16 protein-coding genes are annotated in these 19,013 nt (G+C 69.9%); 6 read left to right on the plus strand and 10 right to left on the minus strand.

Annotated elements, in window-relative coordinates:
• Positions 1–28: 28 nt before the first annotated feature.
• Complete coding sequence (locus ABZ857_RS01805) at positions 29–1,456, minus strand: MDR family MFS transporter (RefSeq protein ID WP_357035848.1); 1,428 nt, start codon at positions 1,454–1,456, stop codon at positions 29–31.
• A 56-nt stretch (positions 1,457–1,512) separates the two neighbouring features.
• Between ABZ857_RS01805 and ABZ857_RS01810 the strand changes: the two genes are divergently transcribed.
• Complete coding sequence (locus ABZ857_RS01810) at positions 1,513–2,049, plus strand: PadR family transcriptional regulator (protein WP_357035851.1); 537 nt, start codon at positions 1,513–1,515, stop codon at positions 2,047–2,049.
• Positions 2,050–2,070: 21 nt separating this feature from the next.
• On the opposite strand, the gene ABZ857_RS01815 is transcribed toward ABZ857_RS01810, so the two are convergent.
• Positions 2,071–4,305 carry a serine/threonine-protein kinase gene (locus ABZ857_RS01815; RefSeq protein ID WP_357035854.1) on the minus strand — a complete coding sequence of 745 codons (2,235 nt, stop codon included), beginning with the start codon at positions 4,303–4,305 and terminating at the stop codon, positions 2,071–2,073.
• A 196-nt stretch (positions 4,306–4,501) separates the two neighbouring features.
• On the minus strand, positions 4,502–8,065 hold the full coding sequence (locus tag ABZ857_RS01820) for a serine/threonine-protein kinase (protein ID WP_357035857.1): 3,564 nt from the start codon (positions 8,063–8,065) through the stop codon (positions 4,502–4,504).
• Between the two features lie 241 nt (positions 8,066–8,306).
• Between ABZ857_RS01820 and ABZ857_RS01825 the strand changes: the two genes are divergently transcribed.
• Complete coding sequence (locus ABZ857_RS01825; RefSeq protein WP_357035860.1) at positions 8,307–9,272, plus strand: hypothetical protein; 966 nt, start codon at positions 8,307–8,309, stop codon at positions 9,270–9,272.
• Positions 9,273–9,388: 116 nt separating this feature from the next.
• Here the strand turns inward: ABZ857_RS01825 and ABZ857_RS01830 are convergent, their stop codons facing one another.
• The 3 genes from ABZ857_RS01830 to ABZ857_RS01840 form a co-directional block, all read right to left on the minus strand.
• A complete protein-coding gene (locus ABZ857_RS01830) occupies positions 9,389–10,606 on the minus strand; it encodes an NADP-dependent isocitrate dehydrogenase (RefSeq protein WP_357035863.1) in 1,218 nt (405 codons plus the stop codon).
• Between the two features lie 107 nt (positions 10,607–10,713).
• A complete protein-coding gene (locus tag ABZ857_RS01835) occupies positions 10,714–10,998 on the minus strand; it encodes a DUF3017 domain-containing protein (protein ID WP_357035866.1) in 285 nt (94 codons plus the stop codon).
• A gap of 46 nt (positions 10,999–11,044) precedes the next feature.
• The gene (locus ABZ857_RS01840) at positions 11,045–12,166 is read right to left on the minus strand and encodes a citrate/2-methylcitrate synthase (RefSeq protein ID WP_357035868.1); all 1,122 of its coding nucleotides are present in this window, start codon (positions 12,164–12,166) and stop codon (positions 11,045–11,047) included.
• A gap of 181 nt (positions 12,167–12,347) precedes the next feature.
• On the opposite strand from ABZ857_RS01840, the gene ABZ857_RS01845 reads away from it, so the two are divergent.
• A complete protein-coding gene (locus ABZ857_RS01845; RefSeq protein ID WP_357035871.1) occupies positions 12,348–13,004 on the plus strand; it encodes an FHA domain-containing protein in 657 nt (218 codons plus the stop codon).
• Between the two features lie 252 nt (positions 13,005–13,256).
• Here ABZ857_RS01845 and ABZ857_RS01850 read toward each other — a convergent pair whose 3' ends face one another.
• Complete coding sequence (locus tag ABZ857_RS01850) at positions 13,257–13,826, minus strand: hypothetical protein (RefSeq protein WP_357035874.1); 570 nt, start codon at positions 13,824–13,826, stop codon at positions 13,257–13,259.
• Positions 13,827–13,832: 6 nt separating this feature from the next.
• Complete coding sequence (locus tag ABZ857_RS01855) at positions 13,833–14,423, minus strand: hypothetical protein (protein WP_357035877.1); 591 nt, start codon at positions 14,421–14,423, stop codon at positions 13,833–13,835.
• A gap of 24 nt (positions 14,424–14,447) precedes the next feature.
• Between ABZ857_RS01855 and ABZ857_RS01860 the strand changes: the two genes are divergently transcribed.
• Entirely contained in the window at positions 14,448–14,684 is a 237-nt protein-coding gene (locus tag ABZ857_RS01860; RefSeq protein WP_357035880.1) for a hypothetical protein, read from the plus strand.
• Here ABZ857_RS01860 and ABZ857_RS01865 read toward each other — a convergent pair.
• Positions 14,681–16,087, minus strand: a complete 1,407-nt coding sequence (locus ABZ857_RS01865) for a hypothetical protein (protein WP_357035883.1) — start codon at positions 16,085–16,087, stop codon at positions 14,681–14,683. The two genes, ABZ857_RS01860 and ABZ857_RS01865, sit on opposite strands and share 4 nt — an antisense overlap.
• 57 nt (positions 16,088–16,144) lie before the next feature.
• Here ABZ857_RS01865 and ABZ857_RS01870 point away from each other — a divergent pair, with 57 nt between their 5' ends.
• Together ABZ857_RS01870 and ABZ857_RS01875 are read left to right on the plus strand one after the other, a co-directional pair.
• Entirely contained in the window at positions 16,145–16,399 is a 255-nt protein-coding gene (locus ABZ857_RS01870; RefSeq protein WP_357035886.1) for a hypothetical protein, read from the plus strand.
• Between the two features lie 103 nt (positions 16,400–16,502).
• Positions 16,503–17,162: a hypothetical protein gene (locus tag ABZ857_RS01875; protein ID WP_357035889.1), complete on the plus strand. Its 660-nt coding sequence runs from the start codon at positions 16,503–16,505 to the stop codon at positions 17,160–17,162.
• On the opposite strand, the gene ABZ857_RS01880 is transcribed toward ABZ857_RS01875, so the two are convergent.
• Positions 17,101–18,891: a phosphatidylglycerol lysyltransferase domain-containing protein gene (locus ABZ857_RS01880; RefSeq protein ID WP_357035892.1), complete on the minus strand. Its 1,791-nt coding sequence runs from the start codon at positions 18,889–18,891 to the stop codon at positions 17,101–17,103. The genes ABZ857_RS01875 and ABZ857_RS01880 overlap by 62 nt on opposite strands.
• Between the last annotated feature and the right edge of the window lie 122 nt (positions 18,892–19,013).

Genomic DNA, 19,013 nt, shown 5'->3' on the forward strand with positions numbered 1-19,013 from the left:
CCGCTCGGGGCGCCACTGAGCTGCCGCCTCACGCCGCGACGAGGTCCTGCTGCGGTGCGGGCCGGTCGAGCCGCACCTCGCCCCGGGGCAGCAGGGCGAGCGCGAGGAGGGCGACGACCGCGCCCACGACCCCCAGCCAGGGGATGACGGTCGCGGTCGCGGCGGCGTGGGCCGCGGGCAGGCCGTGCGCGGGCGCCTCCCGCGTCACCACCGACCCGTACGCCGTGCCGGCGACCGCCAGCGCGACCGAACCGCCGATCTGCCGGAAGAACGTCAGGTTCGCGCTGGCCGTGCCGATGAACCGGGGCGGCACGGACGTCTGGATCGCCACGGTGAGGCCGGACAGCATGGGCCCCATCCCGAGCCCGATCAGCGCCATCCAGGCGACGAGCAGCGGGGTCGAGGTGCCGACCTCGAGATTCGCGCACAGCGCGGTGCCCGCGACGAGGAAGACGGGCGCGATCACCAGCCACGGCTTGTAGCGGCGCGTGCGCGAGATGAGCGCGCCGGTGACCGCGCTGCCCACGACCATCGCCAGCATCAGCGGGTAGATGTGCAGCCCCGAGGAGGTGGCGCTCAGGCCGTGCGCCTCCTGGAAGTAGCGCGGCAGGAAGACCACCCCGGCGTACATGCAGAACGCCGTGAAGAACGACGCGACGTTGACCAGCGAGTACGTGCCGTTCGTGAACAGGTGGAGCGGCACGATCGGCTCCGCGGCCCGCCGCTCGACGAGGACGAACACCACGAGCAGCGCGAGCGACGCGCCGATCGGCCCGGCGACCGGCCCGCTCGTCCAGGTGTGGCCGTCGATCCCCTTCTCGGTCAGGCCGACGAGCAGGGCGCTGATCGCGGCGCTGAAGACGGCGATGCCCAGGTAGTCGGGCCGCGCCCCGCCGTGCCCCGGCCGGTACGGCAGCCGCCACACGATGATGGCCACGAGGACGGCGCCGATCGGGACGTTCACGTAGAAGGCCCAGCGCCAGCTCGCGTGGTCGGTGAACAGGCCGCCGAGGAACGGCCCGGCGATGTAGCTCAGCGCCATCACGCCGCCGAGGGCGCCCTGGACCCGCCCGCTGCGCTCCGGCGGGAACAGGTCGATCACCAGCGCCAGCGAGAGCGGCAGCAGCGCTCCCGCGCCGAGCCCCTGCACGCCGCGGAAGGCGATGAGCTGCCCCATGCTCTGCGCCGCCCCGGACAGGATCGAGCCGAGCAGGAACAGGACCACCCCGACCAGCAGGAGCGGCTTGCGCCCGTACGCGTCGGAGAGCCGGCCGTACAGCGGGACCGTGATGGTCGAGGTGAGGAGATAGGCGGTCACCACCCAGGTGTAGAGGCCCGTGCCGCCCAGCTCGGCGGTGATCCTCGGCAGCGCGGTGCCGACGATCGTCTGGTCGAGCATCGCCAGGAACATGCCGCCGAGCACGGCGAACAGGAGGAGTCCGTTTCTGGATCGCATGTGTCGAAGGTGACATGTAAGATCTGACATGTCAACCCAGAGGTATAGTGAGCGGCATGTCCCTGCGCATCGCTCTTCTCGGTCTTCTGACGGCCTACGGCTCCGCGAGTGGCTACGACCTGACCAAGGCGTTCGAGAGATCGGTGGCCCACGTCTGGCAGGCGGGGCACAGCCAGATCTATCCCGAGCTGGCGAAGATGACCGCGGACGGGCTGGTGACGGTGGAGGCGGAGGGCGCGCGCGGGCGAAAGATCTACTCGATCACGTCCGAAGGCCGCACGGAGCTGCGCGCCTGGCTGGTCGGGCACGACCCGACGGGTCCTGCGCGCAGTGAGGTCGCGCTGCAGGCGTTCCTGCTCCCGCTGCTCGACCCCGGCGAGGCGCTGGACGTGCTGGAGCGCCTGAAGGCGTACGTGGAACGGAAGCTGGCCGAGCTGGAAGCCCTCTGGGCGGCCAAACACGCCTCACCCGTCCCGGAGGGCACCTCCGGGGTCAAGTTCGGCAACCTCGCCCTGGACCTCGGCATCCGGCAGACCCGCACCACGCTGCAGTGGGCGAACGACGCCATCGCCCAGCTCGAACGCCGGCCTTGACCCGCCCGCCCGGCCGGAGGCTCAGCCGCAGGCGAGCTTGCGCGGAGCGTCCTGCTCGGGATCGAAGTCGACGTTGCCGAAGTGCTTGCGCAGCAGGCCCCGCATCGTGCCGTCACCGTACATGCCGGTGATCGCTTCCTCGACGGCGCGGCAGGTGCGCACGTCCTTCCTCGGCAGGCCGACCGCGTAGCGCTGGTCGGTGAGCCGCACTCCGAGCACCGACAGCTTCAGGCTCGTCACCCGGTCGGCGAAGCCCGCGATGATGAGGTCGTCGCCCGGGACGGCGTCGACCTCACCGCTCGTCAGCAGATTCATGCACTGGGCGTAGTTGCCCGCCCGGACCTGCTCGACGTCCACCTTGTCCGCCACGAGCCGCGTCGTGGTGCTGCCGTTGGGCGCGCACATCCTTCGCCCCTCCAGGTCCTTCAGCCTCTTGATCCCCGAGCCGGCGAGCACCAGCAGGTCGGCGTGGGCCGTGTAGTACGGCCCGGCGAAGGTGACGGGGTCGTCGCGGTTGTCGTCGTAGGAGTAGGTCGCCACGACCATGTCCACAGCGCCGTCCGTCAGCGCCCGCACCCGGTCGCCGACTCCGATCTTGCGGAAGGTGATGCCCGTCGCGGGAACCTTGAGGCGCTTGGCGATGGACGTCGCGAGGTCCACCTCGAACCCGCTGAACCCGCCGCCCTGGAGCAGGGCGACCCCGGGCACGTCCCACCGCACCCCGATCGTCAGCCGCTTGGTCCGCAGCGCCTTCTCGTACACCGAGGCGTACGTCGGGCTCGGCCGCGGGGAGCGTCCCGGGGAGACGACGGCGTCGCCGGTGCCGCCGTCCCCGGACGCGCCGCCGAACGCGAAGCCGGTCCTGCTCGCGAGGATCACGCCCCCGGCGGCCAGGACGGCGAGCACGGCCGCGAGCGCGCCAACGAGAGGGCCCTTCCCGCGCCGCCGCGCCGGCGCCGTCCCGGCTGACACGGTTCCGGCTGACACGGTTCCGGCTGACACGGGCCCGGTCGGCGCTGCCCCGGCCGGCACAGGCTCCCCCACGCCGGGCCGTACGGCGCCGTGACCGCCGTGGTCCGTGCCCTGGGACGGGACGCCGGCGAACCTGGGGGCGGTGGGACCGGAGGACGACAGGGACGACAGGGGCGAGAGGGACGACAGGGACGACAGGGACGCCCCGGTCGGCATGTCGTTCCCGGCGCGGCTCCCCGTCCCGGTCCGCGCGCCCGTTCCGGTCGGCCCGCCACTTCCGGTCGGCCCACCACTTCCGGTCGGCCCACCACTTCCGGTCCGCGCGCCGGTTCCGGTCCGCGCGCCGCCTGCGTGCAGGGGGCCCGCGCCCGTCGCCGCGACGCGGCCCGGACCCGTGCGCGCGAGGCGCGTGGCGTCCGGGTCGGCCGCGTGCGCGGCCCCCTCGGAGAGCACGACCGCCGACGCGTCGCCCGACACCGCACGGCCCAGCAGGCGCAGCAGGATCTGGTCGGCCGTCGGCCGCTCGTCCGGCGACTTGCGCAGGCACGCCCGGACCACCCCGCCGAGCGGCTCGGGCAGCATCCCGGTGTCGATGTCGTGGTTGAGGATGCGGTTGAGCACGACCGCGATCGAGTTGCCGCCGAACACGACGTCGCCGGTCGCGGCGTACGCGATCGTGGAGGCCCAGGAGAAGACGTCGGCCGGAGGACCGACCTTGCCGCCGGAGATCTGCTCGGGCGCCATGTAGGCGGGCGTGCCGATCGCCCGGCTGGTGATCGTGGCGGTCGAGTCGAGGATGCGGGCGATGCCGAAATCCACCACCCGGGGGCCGTCCACGGCCAGCAGCACGTTGTCGGGCTTGAAGTCGCGGTGGACGATGCCCGCCTGGTGGATCGCGGTGAGCGCGGTGGCCGTGCCGACCGCCAGGCGCTCCAGGCCCGAGCCGGTCAGGGGCCCGTCCGCCTCGACGGCCTCGCGCAGCGACCGCCCGTCGATGAACTCGCTCGCGATGTACGGCGCGTCGCCCTCCAGGTCGGCCGCAAGGACCCGGGCGGTGCAGAAGCTCGCCACGCGCTGGGCGGCGCGCAACTCCCGAGCGAAGCGGGACCTGGCGGTCGCGTCGCCGGAGAACTTGACGTGCAGCAGCTTGACCGCGGACCGCTCACCGGCCTGGTCCTGGCCGAAGTAGACCACGCCCTGCCCGCCCTCGCCGAGACGGCCGGACAGCACGAAGGGACCGAGCCTGGTCGGATCCCCCGGTTGCAACGGCGCGATCTGCGGCATCCCGTTCCCCACGGTTGGGCAATGAATCGGACAGCCCAACTTTACGGTCTCGGATTGCAGAAAGATCGCCGTGTGTTCGCAGCCGACCGGCCGCCGGTCACCACGCGGGCGTGCCTGGTGCCGTTGACGATCAGGCGATCCCACGCGGCGGCCCCCCGGTGCGTGCCGGTCCCGCCGGCGATGCTCGGGGGCCGGGTCAGGGACTCGGGCGCGTGCAGACGTTGCGATAGGGCAGCGACGGCAGGTAGCGGGCCCACTCCTGCTCCGTGAGCGTCCGTCCCGCCCGTGCGCACACCGCCGCCGCCACCCGCTCCGCGCCGATCGGCAGTTCGAAGATCTCGCCGCTGTAGTCCGCGACGTACAGCCAGGAACCGTCAGGGGCGAACGCCATGCTGCTCTCCAGGACCTCCGTGTCCTCGTACAGCGCGATCGCGCCGCCCAGCCGTCGCCGCGTCCGCACGTCCCAGAACTCCACGGTTCCCGTTCCGCTATGGGTGGCGAGGACGTCGCCTCCGGGAGAGAAGGCCACGGAGGAGATATCGCCCGCGCTGCTGCGGAGCACCGGCGGCAGGAGGGCCGGCCCACGTGCCGACGTCTGCCACAGGGCGATCCGCCCCGCGGCGCCGCCCACGGCGAGCAGCGCGCCCACCGGGCTGACCGCGACGACGTCGAGGCTGGCGTCGTGAGACGAGGTGCTGAACGACGAGCCGACCTGCTTGCCGGAGCGCGAGTCGATGAGGAGTCCCGCGCTGGCGACGAGCGTCCTGCCGTCGGGGCTGAAGTCGAGGGAACCTGTGTACAACTCCCGGCGTCTCTCGAGACTCAGACTCCGGATCACCCTCCCGGTCCGGGCGTCCCAGAGGTGAAGGGACGGCGTGGTCGCCTCGCTGACGCCCATGAAGGACGCCGCGAAGATCTTGCCATCGGGACTGAAGGCCGCGCCGTCCACTCTCTCGTCCCCAGGCATCCGGAAACGCCACAGCCGTGTGCGGGTGGCGACGTCCCACGCCTGCAGCGCGTACTTGCCGCTGCCCACGTCGACTTGGGTGATCATGGTCCGGCCCGCCCGGTCGAACACGACCGGGACGCTCGAATCGCCGGTGCCGGGGAGCGATCCGGCGAAGCGGCGTCGCCGTACGTCCCAGATCCGGATGGGGCCCTCTTCGCCCTGCACGGACATCCAGCGGCCATCGGGGCTCAGCCCGGTCGTGGTGATCGGGCCCGGCACGCGGGTGACGGTCACGCCCGGCCGGAAATCCACCGTGATCACGGAATCGTCCAGCAGGTAGCGAAGGGTCCGCCCATCCGGGTCGACCCCGACGTCGGACACGTCGCCGCCCGCCTTGTATCCGAAGACCTCCAGCTGGTCGGAGACTCGCCAGGCCCGGATCGTGCGGTCGCCGACCCCGACCAGGAGGCTGCCGTCGTCGCTGAACCGCAACGTCCCCCTCGACATCCCGCCGTTCTCCGGCCACGACCACTTCCCATAGTCGCTGTGCAGGAGGGGGAGCCGCTCACCCGTGCTCGTCGAGACGAGGGCGATCTCTCGCCCGGCACACGCCAGGATCTTGCCGTCCGGGCTGAACGCGACCGCCCTCACCGTCCGGGGACAGGCCTTCCGAAATCTCGGATCCGGGGCGCCGCCGGGGATCCGCCGCACGTCGATCCGGTCGTATTGGTCGTTTCTCACCGCGACGAGCCGTCCCGTGCGGGACACGGCGGGCTGCGGGAAGCCCCGCCACTCGCCGTGTCCTGCACGGCCATAGGTCGTGCCGCTCGCGTAGTCCCAGACGAAGGCGTTGCTGTCCTCCGCGAGAGCGAGCTTCGACTCGTCATCGCCGAAACCGACGTCCCCTCCCATCCTCATACCGGGTGCGTTGAGCCGCCCCAGCAACCGGCCCGTCTCGAGCGCCCACACCCTGACCCGTTCCGCGGTCACCACGGCGGCGAACCGGCCGCTCCGGCTGAGGGCCGCCCTCTCCAGGAACTCACCTTTCATCTCCGGCGTCGCGACGCGCCGGATCAACCGCTGCCGCGACACGTCGTAGAGCCGGATCTCGTCCGGGGAGACGCTGAGCAGCCGCGCACCGTCGGCGCTCAACGCTCTCACCGGTTCTTCTCTCGTCGCCGGCTCACGGAAGACGGCGGTCTCCGGCCGGTAGAGCGACGACATGAGGCCGGAGCGGGCCTCGGCCCCGCCGTCGAGCCGCCAGGCGGCGACACTGAGCAGCATGGCAGTGGTGGGATCGCTGGTGCGCAGGGTCCCGGCGAGGAGCGCGATTTCACGGCCCTGCGCCCGGTCGCGCTGGGCGGCGATCTGGTTGCCCTGGTAGGCGGCCAGGCCGCCGCCCGCGAGCGCGAGCACGAGCAGCACGGCCAGCGCCAGCGTGAGCATCCGGCGGCGGCGGGCCCTGCGCCGGGTCAGTGCGGTGGAGGCGTCCAGGAACTCGCGCTCGAGAGCATTGAGGGTCAGGCGACGCCGCCCGGTGGCCGCCCACCCCACCGCGGAATCCAACCGGCTGCCCTGCAGCAGGTCGCCGTCCCGCCGCCCGTGCCCGGCCCACTGCCGCGCCTGCCCGCGGATCCCCGCGTGCACGGCCAGGCCGTCCCGCTCGTCGGCCACCCAGGACCGCAACCTCGGCCACGCCCGCAACAACGCCGGACGAGCCAGACCGACCTCCCCGTCCCGCCGCGACAGCACATAAGCGAAGGTCTGTAACACCTCTCCGGCGTTCGACGGCAGTTCGTCCTCGGAGACCTTGCGGGTGGTCAGCTCCCCGTCGGGACCGATCGCCACCAGACGTAGGAACACCTCCGGCACCAGGTCGCGCTCGGCGACGCCGAGCGCGCCGTATGCCTCCTCGGCCAGCGTTCCCAGGGCGGGATCATGCCCATCCGCGTGCAACGCTCCTGCCGCCCGGCTGCCCCGCGCCAGCAACAGCGCCGTGTCGACCGCGCTCCCCCCGCTGATCAAGGCCATCAGCAGTTCGCGAGCCGTCGGCCGCTCACCCGGCTCCTTGGCCAAAGCCGCCCCCGCCAACGCGCGCAGGGACCCCGGCAACACACTCAGGTCCGGATCGACCGACAGCACCCGGTGCATCACCCCGCCCAGGCTCTCGGCCTTGAACGGATCAGCGCCTGTCGCGGCGAACAGCACGATCCCGCCCCAGGCGAACACATCGGCCGCCGTCCCCGCCCGCTGCCCGGTGAACACCTCCGGCGCCATGTACGTCGGCGTGCCCCGCACCAGGCCCGTGCTCGTCAGCGACATCTCCAACGTCCGCGCGATCCCGAAATCGATCACCCGAGGGCCGTCGGGACCCAGCAGCACGTTGTCCGGCTTCAGGTCCCGATGGATCACCCCCGCCTCGTGGACCGCCGTCAAGGCGGTGGCGATCGCCGTGGCCAGCCGGTGCAGGTCATCTCCGGAGAAGACCCGCCCGTCCTGCACCGCCCGCCGCAGGCTCGGCCCCGCCACGTACTCGCTCACGATGTACGGCCTGGGCCCGTCCAACCGCGCCTCGATCACCCGGGCGGTGCAGAACGACGACACCCGCCGCGCCGCGGCCGCCTCCCGGCCGAACCTCTCCTTGAGCTCCGGATCAGCCGCCGCGTCGCCGTGCAGCACCTTCACCGCCACCCGGTGCCCCTGCCGGTCATACGCCTCGTACACGACCCCCTGACCACCCGCGCCGAGCCGACCCGCCAGCCAGAACTCCCCCAACCGCTCCGGATCCTCCGGCGACAGGCTCCCCGCCATTCCCCTCACCCCTCACCACCCGACCCCCGTTAGATGCGGGCCTCCCCGGCCGGGTTCAGCGCCGGCCATGTGAACCACTGGATCCGGCCATGCATCTCAAGCCGAGAGACAACCGCAACGAGCGGATCCGAAACGAGGCCGGCATGTACGAAAGCTCATGACGGCGTTGATCGTCGCCGTGAATCTGCCACTGGCAACGCCACAGGCGAACCAGAAGCCACAAAGTGCACCTGCGGGACACATGGCGAAACAGGGCCGGTGGATCGAACTCGCCGGGACGTCGGCCCAACTCGACGATGCGGGCGGTCGCCTGCCCCGGCTGGAGTCGTACGTCCTCACGGAGGACGCGGACAACTCGAATGTCAGCTGTCTCCGGGTGGGGAACACGTTCCTCAAGACCCCCTACCGGCAGACTCCGGTCGCCAAAGGCGGCCGATGGGCCGCGGGAGTGCCGGATCACCGGCAGTACCTCCCGGCGGACCGGATCGTGCTGATCGACCGCGTCCACCACAGGGACCACACCGTGAAGCTGCCGGTCAGGGCGACCTCCGCGCAGTGGTCGCCGAACGGCCGGACACTGCTGCTCACCGCGTACCGGAAGAAGGGCTCGGATTACCGGGCGATCGGATTCATCACCGTCGACGTGCGTGAGCGCAAGCCCAAGCTCGTCGAGGCAGGCGACACGTGGTCGATCGGCGCCGGGGAGAGCGACCGTGACGGCCGGTTCTTCTGGAACGGCGACGGCACGGGCGTGCTGTCGATGCTGAAAGACGACGCAGGCATCGCCGTCTACGATCTGGATGGCCGGCGAACCCGCGTCTATCGCGGGATCGGCCGTCTCAGCGGGCACATCACCTCCCTCTTCTCGCCCTCCGGCCGGTGGTTCGTCAGTGCCGGCGAGGGCAAGGCGCCGCTCCAGATCGTCGACACCGCGACCGGGAAGATCGCCCACCGGCTACCAGGCGCCTTCCAGGGCTGGTACGACGAGGACCACGTCGTCACGGAACGCCGGTCCGTGCCGCGGCCCTCGGACGCCGCCACGAAGATGCCCACGGTCACGTTCAGGATCGTCGGCCTCGACGGTCGGCCGGGCAAGATCTTGGTCAAGGAGAAAATCCGTCACAACGACTCGTGGTCGGGTTACAAGCCCCATATCGAATGGCTGGACTTCGTTCCTCCACTGGCAACCGGCGGTTCCACCACCTGAGCGGCGGAGGATCGAGCACGTCGCCATGTCCGCGGCTCTCGCGCGCCGCCCAACCCTCGGGATGCGGAAGGGCCGCCCGGAACGTCTCCGGGCGGCCCCCTGCCGGTGAAGCGGTGTTACAGCGCCATCTTCTTCTTGAGGTTCTCGTCGAGCGCCGCGAGGAAGTCCTGCGTGGTCAGCCATTCGGCGTCGCCGCCGACCAGGAGCGCGAGGTCCTTGGTCATCTGGCCGCCCTCGACGGTCTCGACGCAGACCTGCTCCAGCTTCTCGGCGAAGTCGATGACCTCGGGCTGGTTGTCGAGCTTGCCGCGGTGCTGCAGGCCGCGGGTCCACGCGAAGATCGAGGCGATCGGGTTGGTGGAGGTCGGCTTGCCCTGCTGGTGCTGCCGGTAGTGCCGGGTCACCGTGCCGTGCGCCGCCTCGGCCTCGACGGTGCGGCCGTCGGGGGTCATGAGAACGCTGGTCATGAGGCCGAGCGAGCCGAAGCCCTGCGCCACCGTGTCCGACTGGACGTCGCCGTCGTAGTTCTTGCAGGCCCAGACGTACCCGCCCTCCCACTTCAGGGAGGCGGCCACCATGTCGTCGATCAGGCGGTGCTCGTAGGTGATCCCGGCGGCCTCGAAGTCGGCCTTGAACTCGGTCTCGTAGACCTCGGCGAAGATGTCCTTGAAGCGGCCGTCGTACGCCTTGAGGATCGTGTTCTTGGTCGACAGGTAGACCGGGTAGCCGCGGTTGAGGCCGTACCGCATGGAGGCGCGGGCGAAGTCGCGGATCGACTCGTCCAGGTTGTACATCGCCAGCGCGACGCCGGCGCCGGGGAAGTCGAAGACGTTGAGCTCGATCGGCTCGCTGCCGTCCTTGGGCGTGAACGTCAGCGTCAGCGTGCCCTCGCCCGGAATCTTCAGGTCGGTGGCGCGGTACTGGTCGCCGAAGGCGTGACGGCCGACGACGATCGGCTTGGTCCAGCCGGGCACCAGCCGCGGGATGTTCGACATGATGATCGGCTCGCGGAAGATGACACCGCCGAGGATGTTGCGGATCGTCCCGTTCGGGGACTTCCACATCTTCTTCAGGCCGAACTCCTCGACGCGGGCCTCGTCCGGCGTGATCGTCGCGCACTTCACGCCCACGCCGTACTGCTTGATGGCGTTGGCGGCGTCGATCGTGACCTGGTCGTCGGTGGCGTCGCGGTGCTCAATGCCGAGGTCGTAGTACTTCAGGTCGACGTCGAGGTAGGGAAGGATCAGCTGGTCCTTGATGAACTGCCAGATGATCCGGGTCATCTCGTCGCCGTCGAGCTCGACGACCGGGCCCGCTACCTTGATCTTGGGCATGCGTGGGGTTCCCCTTCTGATTTAACTGGCCAGCACGTCCTTTTTGAGGCTCACTGGCCGTTGAGGCTATCGGACGGGTGTGGTAAGTCCGCGACGAGGTCGTGTCCCTACGAGTCGTGCAGCCGCAGCAGCATGAGCAGCGAGCCGATGACGAGCGCCGCTCCGAACGCCGCGAGCGTGAGCGCGTCCATCCGTTTGCTGCGCACCGCGAGCGCGCCCGCCCGCCGTTCCGAGACCGTCACCCGGACGAGGGATCCGGCGAGGAAGCCACACCCCATGATCGCACCGCCCGCGGGCACCGGCACACCCAGGCCGATCGCGCACAGCCCGGCGGCCGCGCCCGCCGCCACCAGCAGGTACGGCCCCCAGGCCGTGCTCTCTCTCGTTCTCACGTCTCTCCCATGCCTGCCACTACGGTCCTCGGCGCGTTCCTCACTGTCACCGCTCGCCGATGGGCACCCACTTCTGGTCGCGCTCGCCGATGTACTCGCTGTCCGGCCGGATCAGCCGGTTGTCGGCGTGCTGCTCGATCACGTGGGCGGTCCACCCGGACATCCGGCTGACCGAGAACACGGGCGTGAACAGGTCCGTCGGGATGCCGAGGTAGTGGTAGACGGTCGCCGCGTAGAAGTCCACGTTCGGGTACAGGTGCTTGTCCGCGAAGACGACCTCCTCCATCTCCCGCGACATCCGGTAGTAGGTGTCGTCGCCCGAGGCCTCGGCCAGCTCCTGCGACATCCGCCGCAGGTGCGTCGCCCGGGGGTCCTCGGTCTTGTAGACGCGGTGCCCGAATCCCATGATCTTCTCGCCCGCCGCCAGCTTGTCCCGTACGGCCTGCGCGACCCCGCGTGGGTCCAGCGCTTCCAGCGTACGCATGACCTGCTCGTTCGCCCCACCGTGGAGGGGGCCCTTGAGCGTGCCGATGGCGGCGACGATCGCCGAGTGCATGTCGGACAGCGTCGCGGCGCACACGCGGGCGGCGAAGGTGGACGCGTTCATCGTGTGGTCGGCGTGCAGCACCAGGCACGTGTCGAAGATCTCGACCTCGCGCGGCTCGGGGCGGCGGCCGGTGATCTGCAGCAGGAAGTTCGCGGCGGTGCTCAGCTCGGGATCGGGCTCCGGGATGTCCGCTCCCGTCCTGGCCGCGTGGTAGCGGGCGACGAGGACCGGCTGCTGGGCCGTGAGCCTGGCGGCCTTGCGGCGGTTGGCGTCGGCGGCGTTGGAGTCCTTGTCCGGGTCGTCGGCCCCGGCCAGCGAGACCAGGGTGCGCAGCGCCTCCATGGGCGCCTGCTTCCCGGCGACCTCGGAGACGTTGCTCTCGACGAGCGCGCCCAGGGTGCGGCCCTCGGCCAGCTCCGCGCTGTAGTCCGCGAGCTGCCCGCGGGTCGGCAGCGTGCCGCGCTGGAGCAGGTGGGCCACCTCTTCGAAGGTGGCGTGACCGGCCAGGTCGTGGATGTCGTATCCCCGGTAGAAGAGACGGCCGGCCTTGCCGTCGATGTCGCTGAGCGCTGTGGACGCGGCGACGACATCGGCGAGGCCTTTGGTGGGCTTGTCCGCCATAAGTGTTTCCTCCACTTATCTCCGCCCGAAGTCTACCCGTGAGCAGGTAAACCGCCCCTCAGAGGTCCAGACCAATTCCACGATTGATTCTGCTCGTGGCAAAGGCGATTCCCCCTCGCCACGGGTGGGTAAGCCGCAGCTATAGGGAAAGTAACGGCGGGCTACCTGGGGAGGAACTGCCGTGGAGGGGCCGTTCATACGGATCGAGGACAGCGGCGAGGTGGTGCCGCTGCGCCCCGACGTCACCACGATCGGCCGCGGCCGAGGCGTGGACATCCGGCTGACGGATCCGAGCGTGTCACGGCTGCACGCCGAATTCGTCCGCCGCGGGCCCTACCTGTACGTCGTGGACCTGGGCCTGTCCCGCAACGGCACACGGGTGAACGGCAGGCCGATCGCCAGGAGGGTGCTGGACGACGGCGACGTCGTCTCCTTCGGGGCCGCGCGGGCCCGGGTCGGCGGGATCCCGCGGGAGGACCTCGCCCCCGAGGTCGAGCTGCGCCGCGCCGCCGCGCCGGAGCTCACCCGCCGGGAGGTCGACGTCCTCACCTCGCTGTGCCGTCCCGCGCTGTCCGACGAGGCGTTCGTGGCGCCCGCGACGGCCCGCGAGATCGCCGACGACCTCGTGGTGACCGAGGCGGCGGTCAAGCAGCACCTGCTGCGGCTGTACCAGAAGTTCCGGATCCCGGAGGGCACCAACCGGCGCACCCGGCTCGCCAACGAGGTCGTCGCCCTCGGCCTGGTGCGGCCCACGCCGGTCGTGCCGCCGCAGCGGGCGCCCGGGCCGGCCGAGCCGGAACCGCAGCCGCGCACCGGCGCGGGCCGCCGGGCCTCCTGAGCCGGCGGCACACCGGCCGCCGGGGGCGGAAGCCGTCCCACCCCCGGCGGTCGATGGAGCGTTCCGAAAGGCCCATGGCCGGCGTACGGCGGGTCCCGTCTCGGCAGCAGCCGGGGGAGACGACGAACCCGGCCGCAGATCGTTCGGATGGGCGATCGACGCCTCCGGCAGTCCCGGTGCGGCGAGCGTCGCAGTCCCCTGAACGGCGGCTCTCATGACAGCGGCCGCACCATCCAGTGCGCCGCAGCGGCGTTACATGTTGCCTTGCCCGTTGTTGAAGATCGACATGACGCCGGCAACGATCATCCCCGGCACAGTCAACTGGGTGGTGTCGGCAGCCTGCAGGAGCAGAGCCAAAGCTAGGTCGATGGCATCGGCTGCCGGCAGTGCGACCATGACGATCCTCGATCCGCGGTACGGGCCACGCTGCCGCACGACCGCACCGCGTTCGCTGTCCCGCAGTTCCTCCTCTCCGGTGTCCAGGCGGAGGTAGGTGTACTTCCGATCACCCAGCCTGATGCCGAATCCGCGGCCTTCCTTCCGCAAGGCACGCCGGTTCTGGGTGACAGTGGCCGTCACTCCGCCAACAGTCAGTCGCGTCTGCGCATCGACGGCGATAAGTCCTTCTGCGGGATTGTCTGGATGAGAGATGGACCCCTCCGGCAACCCCTCGGCGACGAGCGTGGCTTCTTCGGGATACGTGGTGATCCTCAAAGACACCTCCCCGTACGGCCCCGCTGTGCCGGTTAGGAGCAGAAAGGTGGTTTTCCGGTCGGGTCGAGGAGGTTTTTGGGCCACAAGCTCGAAGGTGAAACCAGACATGTCACATCACCGTTCGACGGGAGCAGGCAGTTGATCGACGCTGGGCAGGAGCTCAGTGATCAGCTCCCAGACGCGTGGCACCTCGGTGAACACCAGCCGGAGCTCGCTGTCGGGCGTGACCGTCCCCGGCAGGATCGGCTCGACGGGACGCTCGCGCAGCCAGTATCCGAGAGGGCCGCAATCGAGCACGGTGATGCCGCGGATATCGGTGCCCCTGCCCTCACGGTTGTTCCACGCCACGGTCATCCGCCAGTTGCCGTTGAGCTGGAGCAGAAGGTGGGTGAAGACCGTCAGTTCGGGATCGGCGAGCCCGCCCTCGGCGGCCAGCACCGCACGCAACCGTTCGGCGGCCTCCTCCACGTCGTCGGTGTCCGCTTCGGCCAGCGCCACGAATCCGGCGTCCATGACACCGATCGTCGTGGTGATGACCGCCGCTGCCGGTGGCTTGGCATCCCTGGCGCGCAGGCCCACGGCCCGCGCGAGTGACCACACCAGTGTGCTGAGGTCGGTCCGGACATACTCGGACTCCAGTTCGCCCGGCCACCCCTCGTACACGTAACAGGCGTCGTTGCCGATGACCGCACCGTGGTTTGTCATGCCCTGTCCGCCGGTGATCTCGATTTGGACGAGCACAACCGGCTCGGCGAGGGCGTCAGTCAGATCGGCGAGTTCGGGGATGACGGCGTCGTCGTGATTGATCAGACCGACGGCATGCAACTCGTTGCGAGCGTTTATCAGGTCGGCCGCGACCGGCCTCCCCTCATGAAGACAACCCAGGACCCTCAGATGGGCGGGGCCGAGCCGGAAACGGTCACGTGCGCTGTCGAAGGACGGCAACAGTCGATCTCCCTGCGCTAGCCGAACGGATTGAGACTCGTGAGGAGCTTCTTGGCCCCGTCGCCGATCGCCTTGCTCACCTTCTTCGCACCGGCCTCGATGTCGTCCCAGTGTTCGACGACTTTGGCGCCGACGTAAACGGCGCCCGTGATGACGGTAGCTCCAATGGTGACGGGAGTAGGGCAGATCATCGCGGCGGTGAGGGAGGCGTTGAAGCCCACCTCGGCGATATCCGCGACATAGCCGGCGCCGTTGCGCTTGAAGGCCTCTCTGGGATCGCCCTGTGAGATGACGTTCGCCGCACTGTAGCCGGTGGAGACGACCGAGCCTACGACGCCCAGCGCCCGGAACGCGCCGGCGGTCCGGGCCACCGTTCCCAGCCGGGTGAGGGCGGTGGGCTCGACCTTCAGGATCGCGGCAGCGGCCTCCATCTTCTTCGGGTCGGCGGTGGCCGACCAGACCTTGAGCAGATTGGCCTCTCCGGAGACTTCTACCTTCACACCCGCGTGAGTTGTGCCGCCCAGCAGTTTGGCAAGTTGGTTGTTGCCGAAAGCAAGGTTGAGCAGGCTGTTCACTCGAGCCCCGGCGAGTGTTCTACCCGTTGTCACCGCCTTGGCAACGCCGTCCATCTCCAACTGATGAGGAAGCAGTGACACATAGTCGCGGTAAAGCTTGCTCTTCATGAAGAGCCGTCGGGTGATGCCAGCGAGGCCCGTGCCCGGCGCGGTGACGGATCTGGTGCGTGGCACCAGTTTCTTCGTCAGTCCGTTCGCCTTGGCGGACAGAGTTCCACCCGCCAGACCGTTCTCCTTGGCCGGTACGACGGTATCGACCAGCGCGTTGAGCGCCGGCCTCAGGGCGTGGTTGTTGAACAGCACGCGGCTGAGGGATACGGCCTGGGTGGTGACGATTGGGGCCGTGGTGGCGACTCCCTGGACATCACCCACGATCTTGAGGATGTTGGCGACCGTCGCCTCGTGCGGTTCGAGGGCCGGGATGGCGTGCGCGACGGCGGCGGCCTTCAGCCGCGTGAGGTAGTCGTCCAGCGACTCACCGGGCTTGCGATGGAAATCCGTATTTCCAGTCTTGTTCGCCCAGTCCGCGACCGAGTTGACGGAGATGAGCGTGGCGGGGTCGATCCTGTCGCCATTCGCAACGATTTCCAGCGGCGGAAATCCCGCCCACACGAGCCCGGCGAACGGGTCGCCGGTCTGGAGCCGTCCAATAGCCGCCCGCCGCCTCAGGTCCTTGGCCGTGTCACTCCCCCAGCCGGGCATTTCCCGCAGCGAACTGACCATTTGGGACACCTGAAGGGGCCAGGCACGCTTAAAAACCTCATCCGCCGACCTATTCAGGTCGTCCATAAGGCCGGCCAAGCGTTCAAGCTCTTCGGGCTTGAAGCTCCGCGTGACGCCTTCCCCCATGCGGCGGGAGCTTACCTGTAACTTATCCTCTTATAAAGCGCTTCGAGAGGAGAAAACGTGCCACCTCCGCCCGAGGTGCAGGAACTCGAGAACAGGGCCGCCAAACTCCGAGAATTAGCCAATGATGTAGAAAAACTGGTCGATCGAGTACAGAGCATGGCCGCCGGCATGGAGTGGTCGGGCCCGTTGACCGACCGGGTACGCGGCGAGATCGGCACCTGGAAGACACGCTGCGGCACGGTGGCCGCTCATCTTCTCGATGAGGCCGACCGTCTGCAGCGCGAGGCCCGCGACCTGGCGAACAGACATTGACGGCGCGACCTGCCGAAACGAACGTGCCGAACAACCGTGCCGAACAAAACGCGCGAAGGCCCCGTCGAACGGGACGTCAACCGATCGGCGAAGGGAGCGTGTGATGCGCAGGGTTCTGGTGTCCTTGGCGGCGACGGCGGCGGTGTCCGTGATCGGCACGGGACAGGCGGTGGCGGCGCAGGCGGCTCCGGCCGCGCGGGCGACGGGTCAGGCGATGGCGGCGGGTCCGGCGGCGCTGCCCAAGGGTTTCCTGCTGGAGGAGGACAAGGTGAACGGCCCGCGCAGGCCGTGGGAGCACCTGAAGCTCACCGACAGCCTGAAGAAGCCCCTTGAGGTGAACCCGTGCGACCGCAGGACCGCCCGCGACGGCCGCAGCGCGAGCCGTACGTTCACCTATGTGGCGGAGACCGTCTACCGGAGCGAGCAGGTCGTGCTCTACCCGTCGGAGCGGGCCGCGCGAGCGGCGATGCAGTCCGTACGCGCCGACCTGGACAAGTGCGGCACGGGAGGCAGGGGCCCGAACCGTTACTCGTACAAGTGGAAGAGCACCGATATCGGTGACGAGGCCCTCCGGGTCGGCGGCTTCTTCTTCGAGAACAGCTCCCGCTCCGTCATCGTCCGCAAGGGCAGCGCGGTGGCGGTCTACGTCAGGACCGGCGTGGTGACCAAGAGCCTTCCGGTCTCCCAGTTCCGGCCGCTGATCAAGGACGCCCGGACGATGGCCACCAAGCTCTGCGACCTCCCCGGCGTCTGCCGTCGCTGACCGCGTCGGGGACGGCCTGCGGGCGGCGCCGTCGCTGTAGCAGGCCGCTCCCCCAGCCCAGGCTCGGCAGCGTGAGGAACGCCTCCGCCTGGAGCGCGGAGACGCCGATGCGCGGCAGGTCGCGGGCGGTCGGGTAGACCAGGAACCTCGGCTCCCACAACGGCCTGAACTTGGCGTTGAAGCGGTACAACGACTCGATCTGGAACCAGCGGGACAGGAAGACGAGGATGCCGCGCCAGGCACGCAGCACCGGTCCCGCCCCCAGCCGCTCCCCCCGCGCCAGCGCGGAGCGGAACATCGCGAAGTTCAGCGACACCCTGGTCACGCCGAAGTCCGGCGCGGCCTGCAGGGCCCGGACGATCAGCAGTTCGTTGAGCCCGGGATCGGCCTCACGGTCGCGCCGCATCAGGTCGAGGGAGATGCCGTCGGCCCCCCAGGGCACGAAATGCAGGACGGCCCGGATGTCCCCGCCCGGTGTCTCCTCGCCCTCGGGCGCGGCCGCCCGGTGGGCCGTGACCACCAGGCAGCCGGCGTCGGCGGGATCGCCGAACCGGCCGAGCGCCATGGAGAAGCCGCGCTCGGTCTCGGTGCCGCGCCAGAAGTCGGCCGCGTTGCGGATGCGCTCGCGCTCCGCCTCGCTCAGGTCGCCGGCCCGCCGCACCTGGCAGGTGTAGCCGAGGCGCTCCACCCGCTTGACCATCTGGCGCACGTTGCGCATGGCCCGGCCCTCCAGCGTGAAGCCGGCCACCTCCACGACGGCCTCGTCGCCGATCTCCAGCGCGTCCAGGTCGCCTTCTCTGGTCCACACCTCGCCGCCGGTCTCGCTGCACCCGATGACGGCCGGGACCCACGCGTGCCGCCTGGCCTCCTCCAGGAATCTCCTGATCGCGCCGGGCCACGCCTCCGGGTCGCCGATCGGGTCGCCGCTGGCCAGCATCACCCCCGCGACGACGCGGTAGGCCACGGCGGCCTTGCCGCTGGGCGAGAAGATCACGCTCTTGTCGCGGCGGAGCGCGAAATATCCCAGCGAGTCCTGCCGGCCGTACCGGTCGAGCAGGGCCCGCAGGCGCCGCTCGTCGTCCTCGGTGAGCGCGGCGACCGGCCGTTCCGGCCGGAGTGCCAGGTAGATCGTGGTGACGGCGGTGAGCGCGCCGAGCCCGGCGAGGGAGAAGTAGACCACGTCGCCGGTGCGCTCGGACGTGAACACGATCGGCCCCTCCAGGCCGAACAGGCCGAGCACGACGTGCTGCATCTGGTCGCCGAAGCTCGGGTGGCCGGCGACGGTCCGGTGGTGCGCGGCGACGAGGATCCATCCGATGACGACGTCGAACGCGCCGAGCACCAGCAGGTTCCACAGCGCCCGCCAGCGCGAGCGCGGGTCGGACAGGGCGTAGAACTCCCGTTTGTTGACCAGCAGCACCACGCACACGAGCAGCGAAACGGACGCGGCGACGGGGTGCCGCCAGCGCAGCCCCTCCAGCACGGCGCCCACCGGCAGCAGCACCACGACCGCGCGCCAGGCCCGTGCCTTACGCCGTCTGAGGGCGTGGGCAAGCATGATGAGCAGGATCCCGACCAGCAACGACGCCGTCTCGGCCAGCGTGGTGACGCTGCCCGGCAGGACGCTCGCGATCTCGCTGATCCTGCTTCCGCGCAGACGCGGGAACACGCCTTTGACGATGTCCAGGATGCCGATGAGCAGCGCGGCGTACGCCGCCGCTGCGGGCACCCATGGACGCGCTATCCCGTTTCGGGAAATGTGTGTCCGACGGCTCACGGGACGAGACCTTAAATGGTGATATCCGCTCGGGGGGCAAGGATTCGGATCCTTAACCGCTCCCTTACGTCTCG

The organism is Microbispora sp. NPDC046933 (genome assembly GCF_040644635.1).
Taxonomy (GTDB): Bacteria; Actinomycetota; Actinomycetes; order Streptosporangiales; family Streptosporangiaceae; genus Microbispora.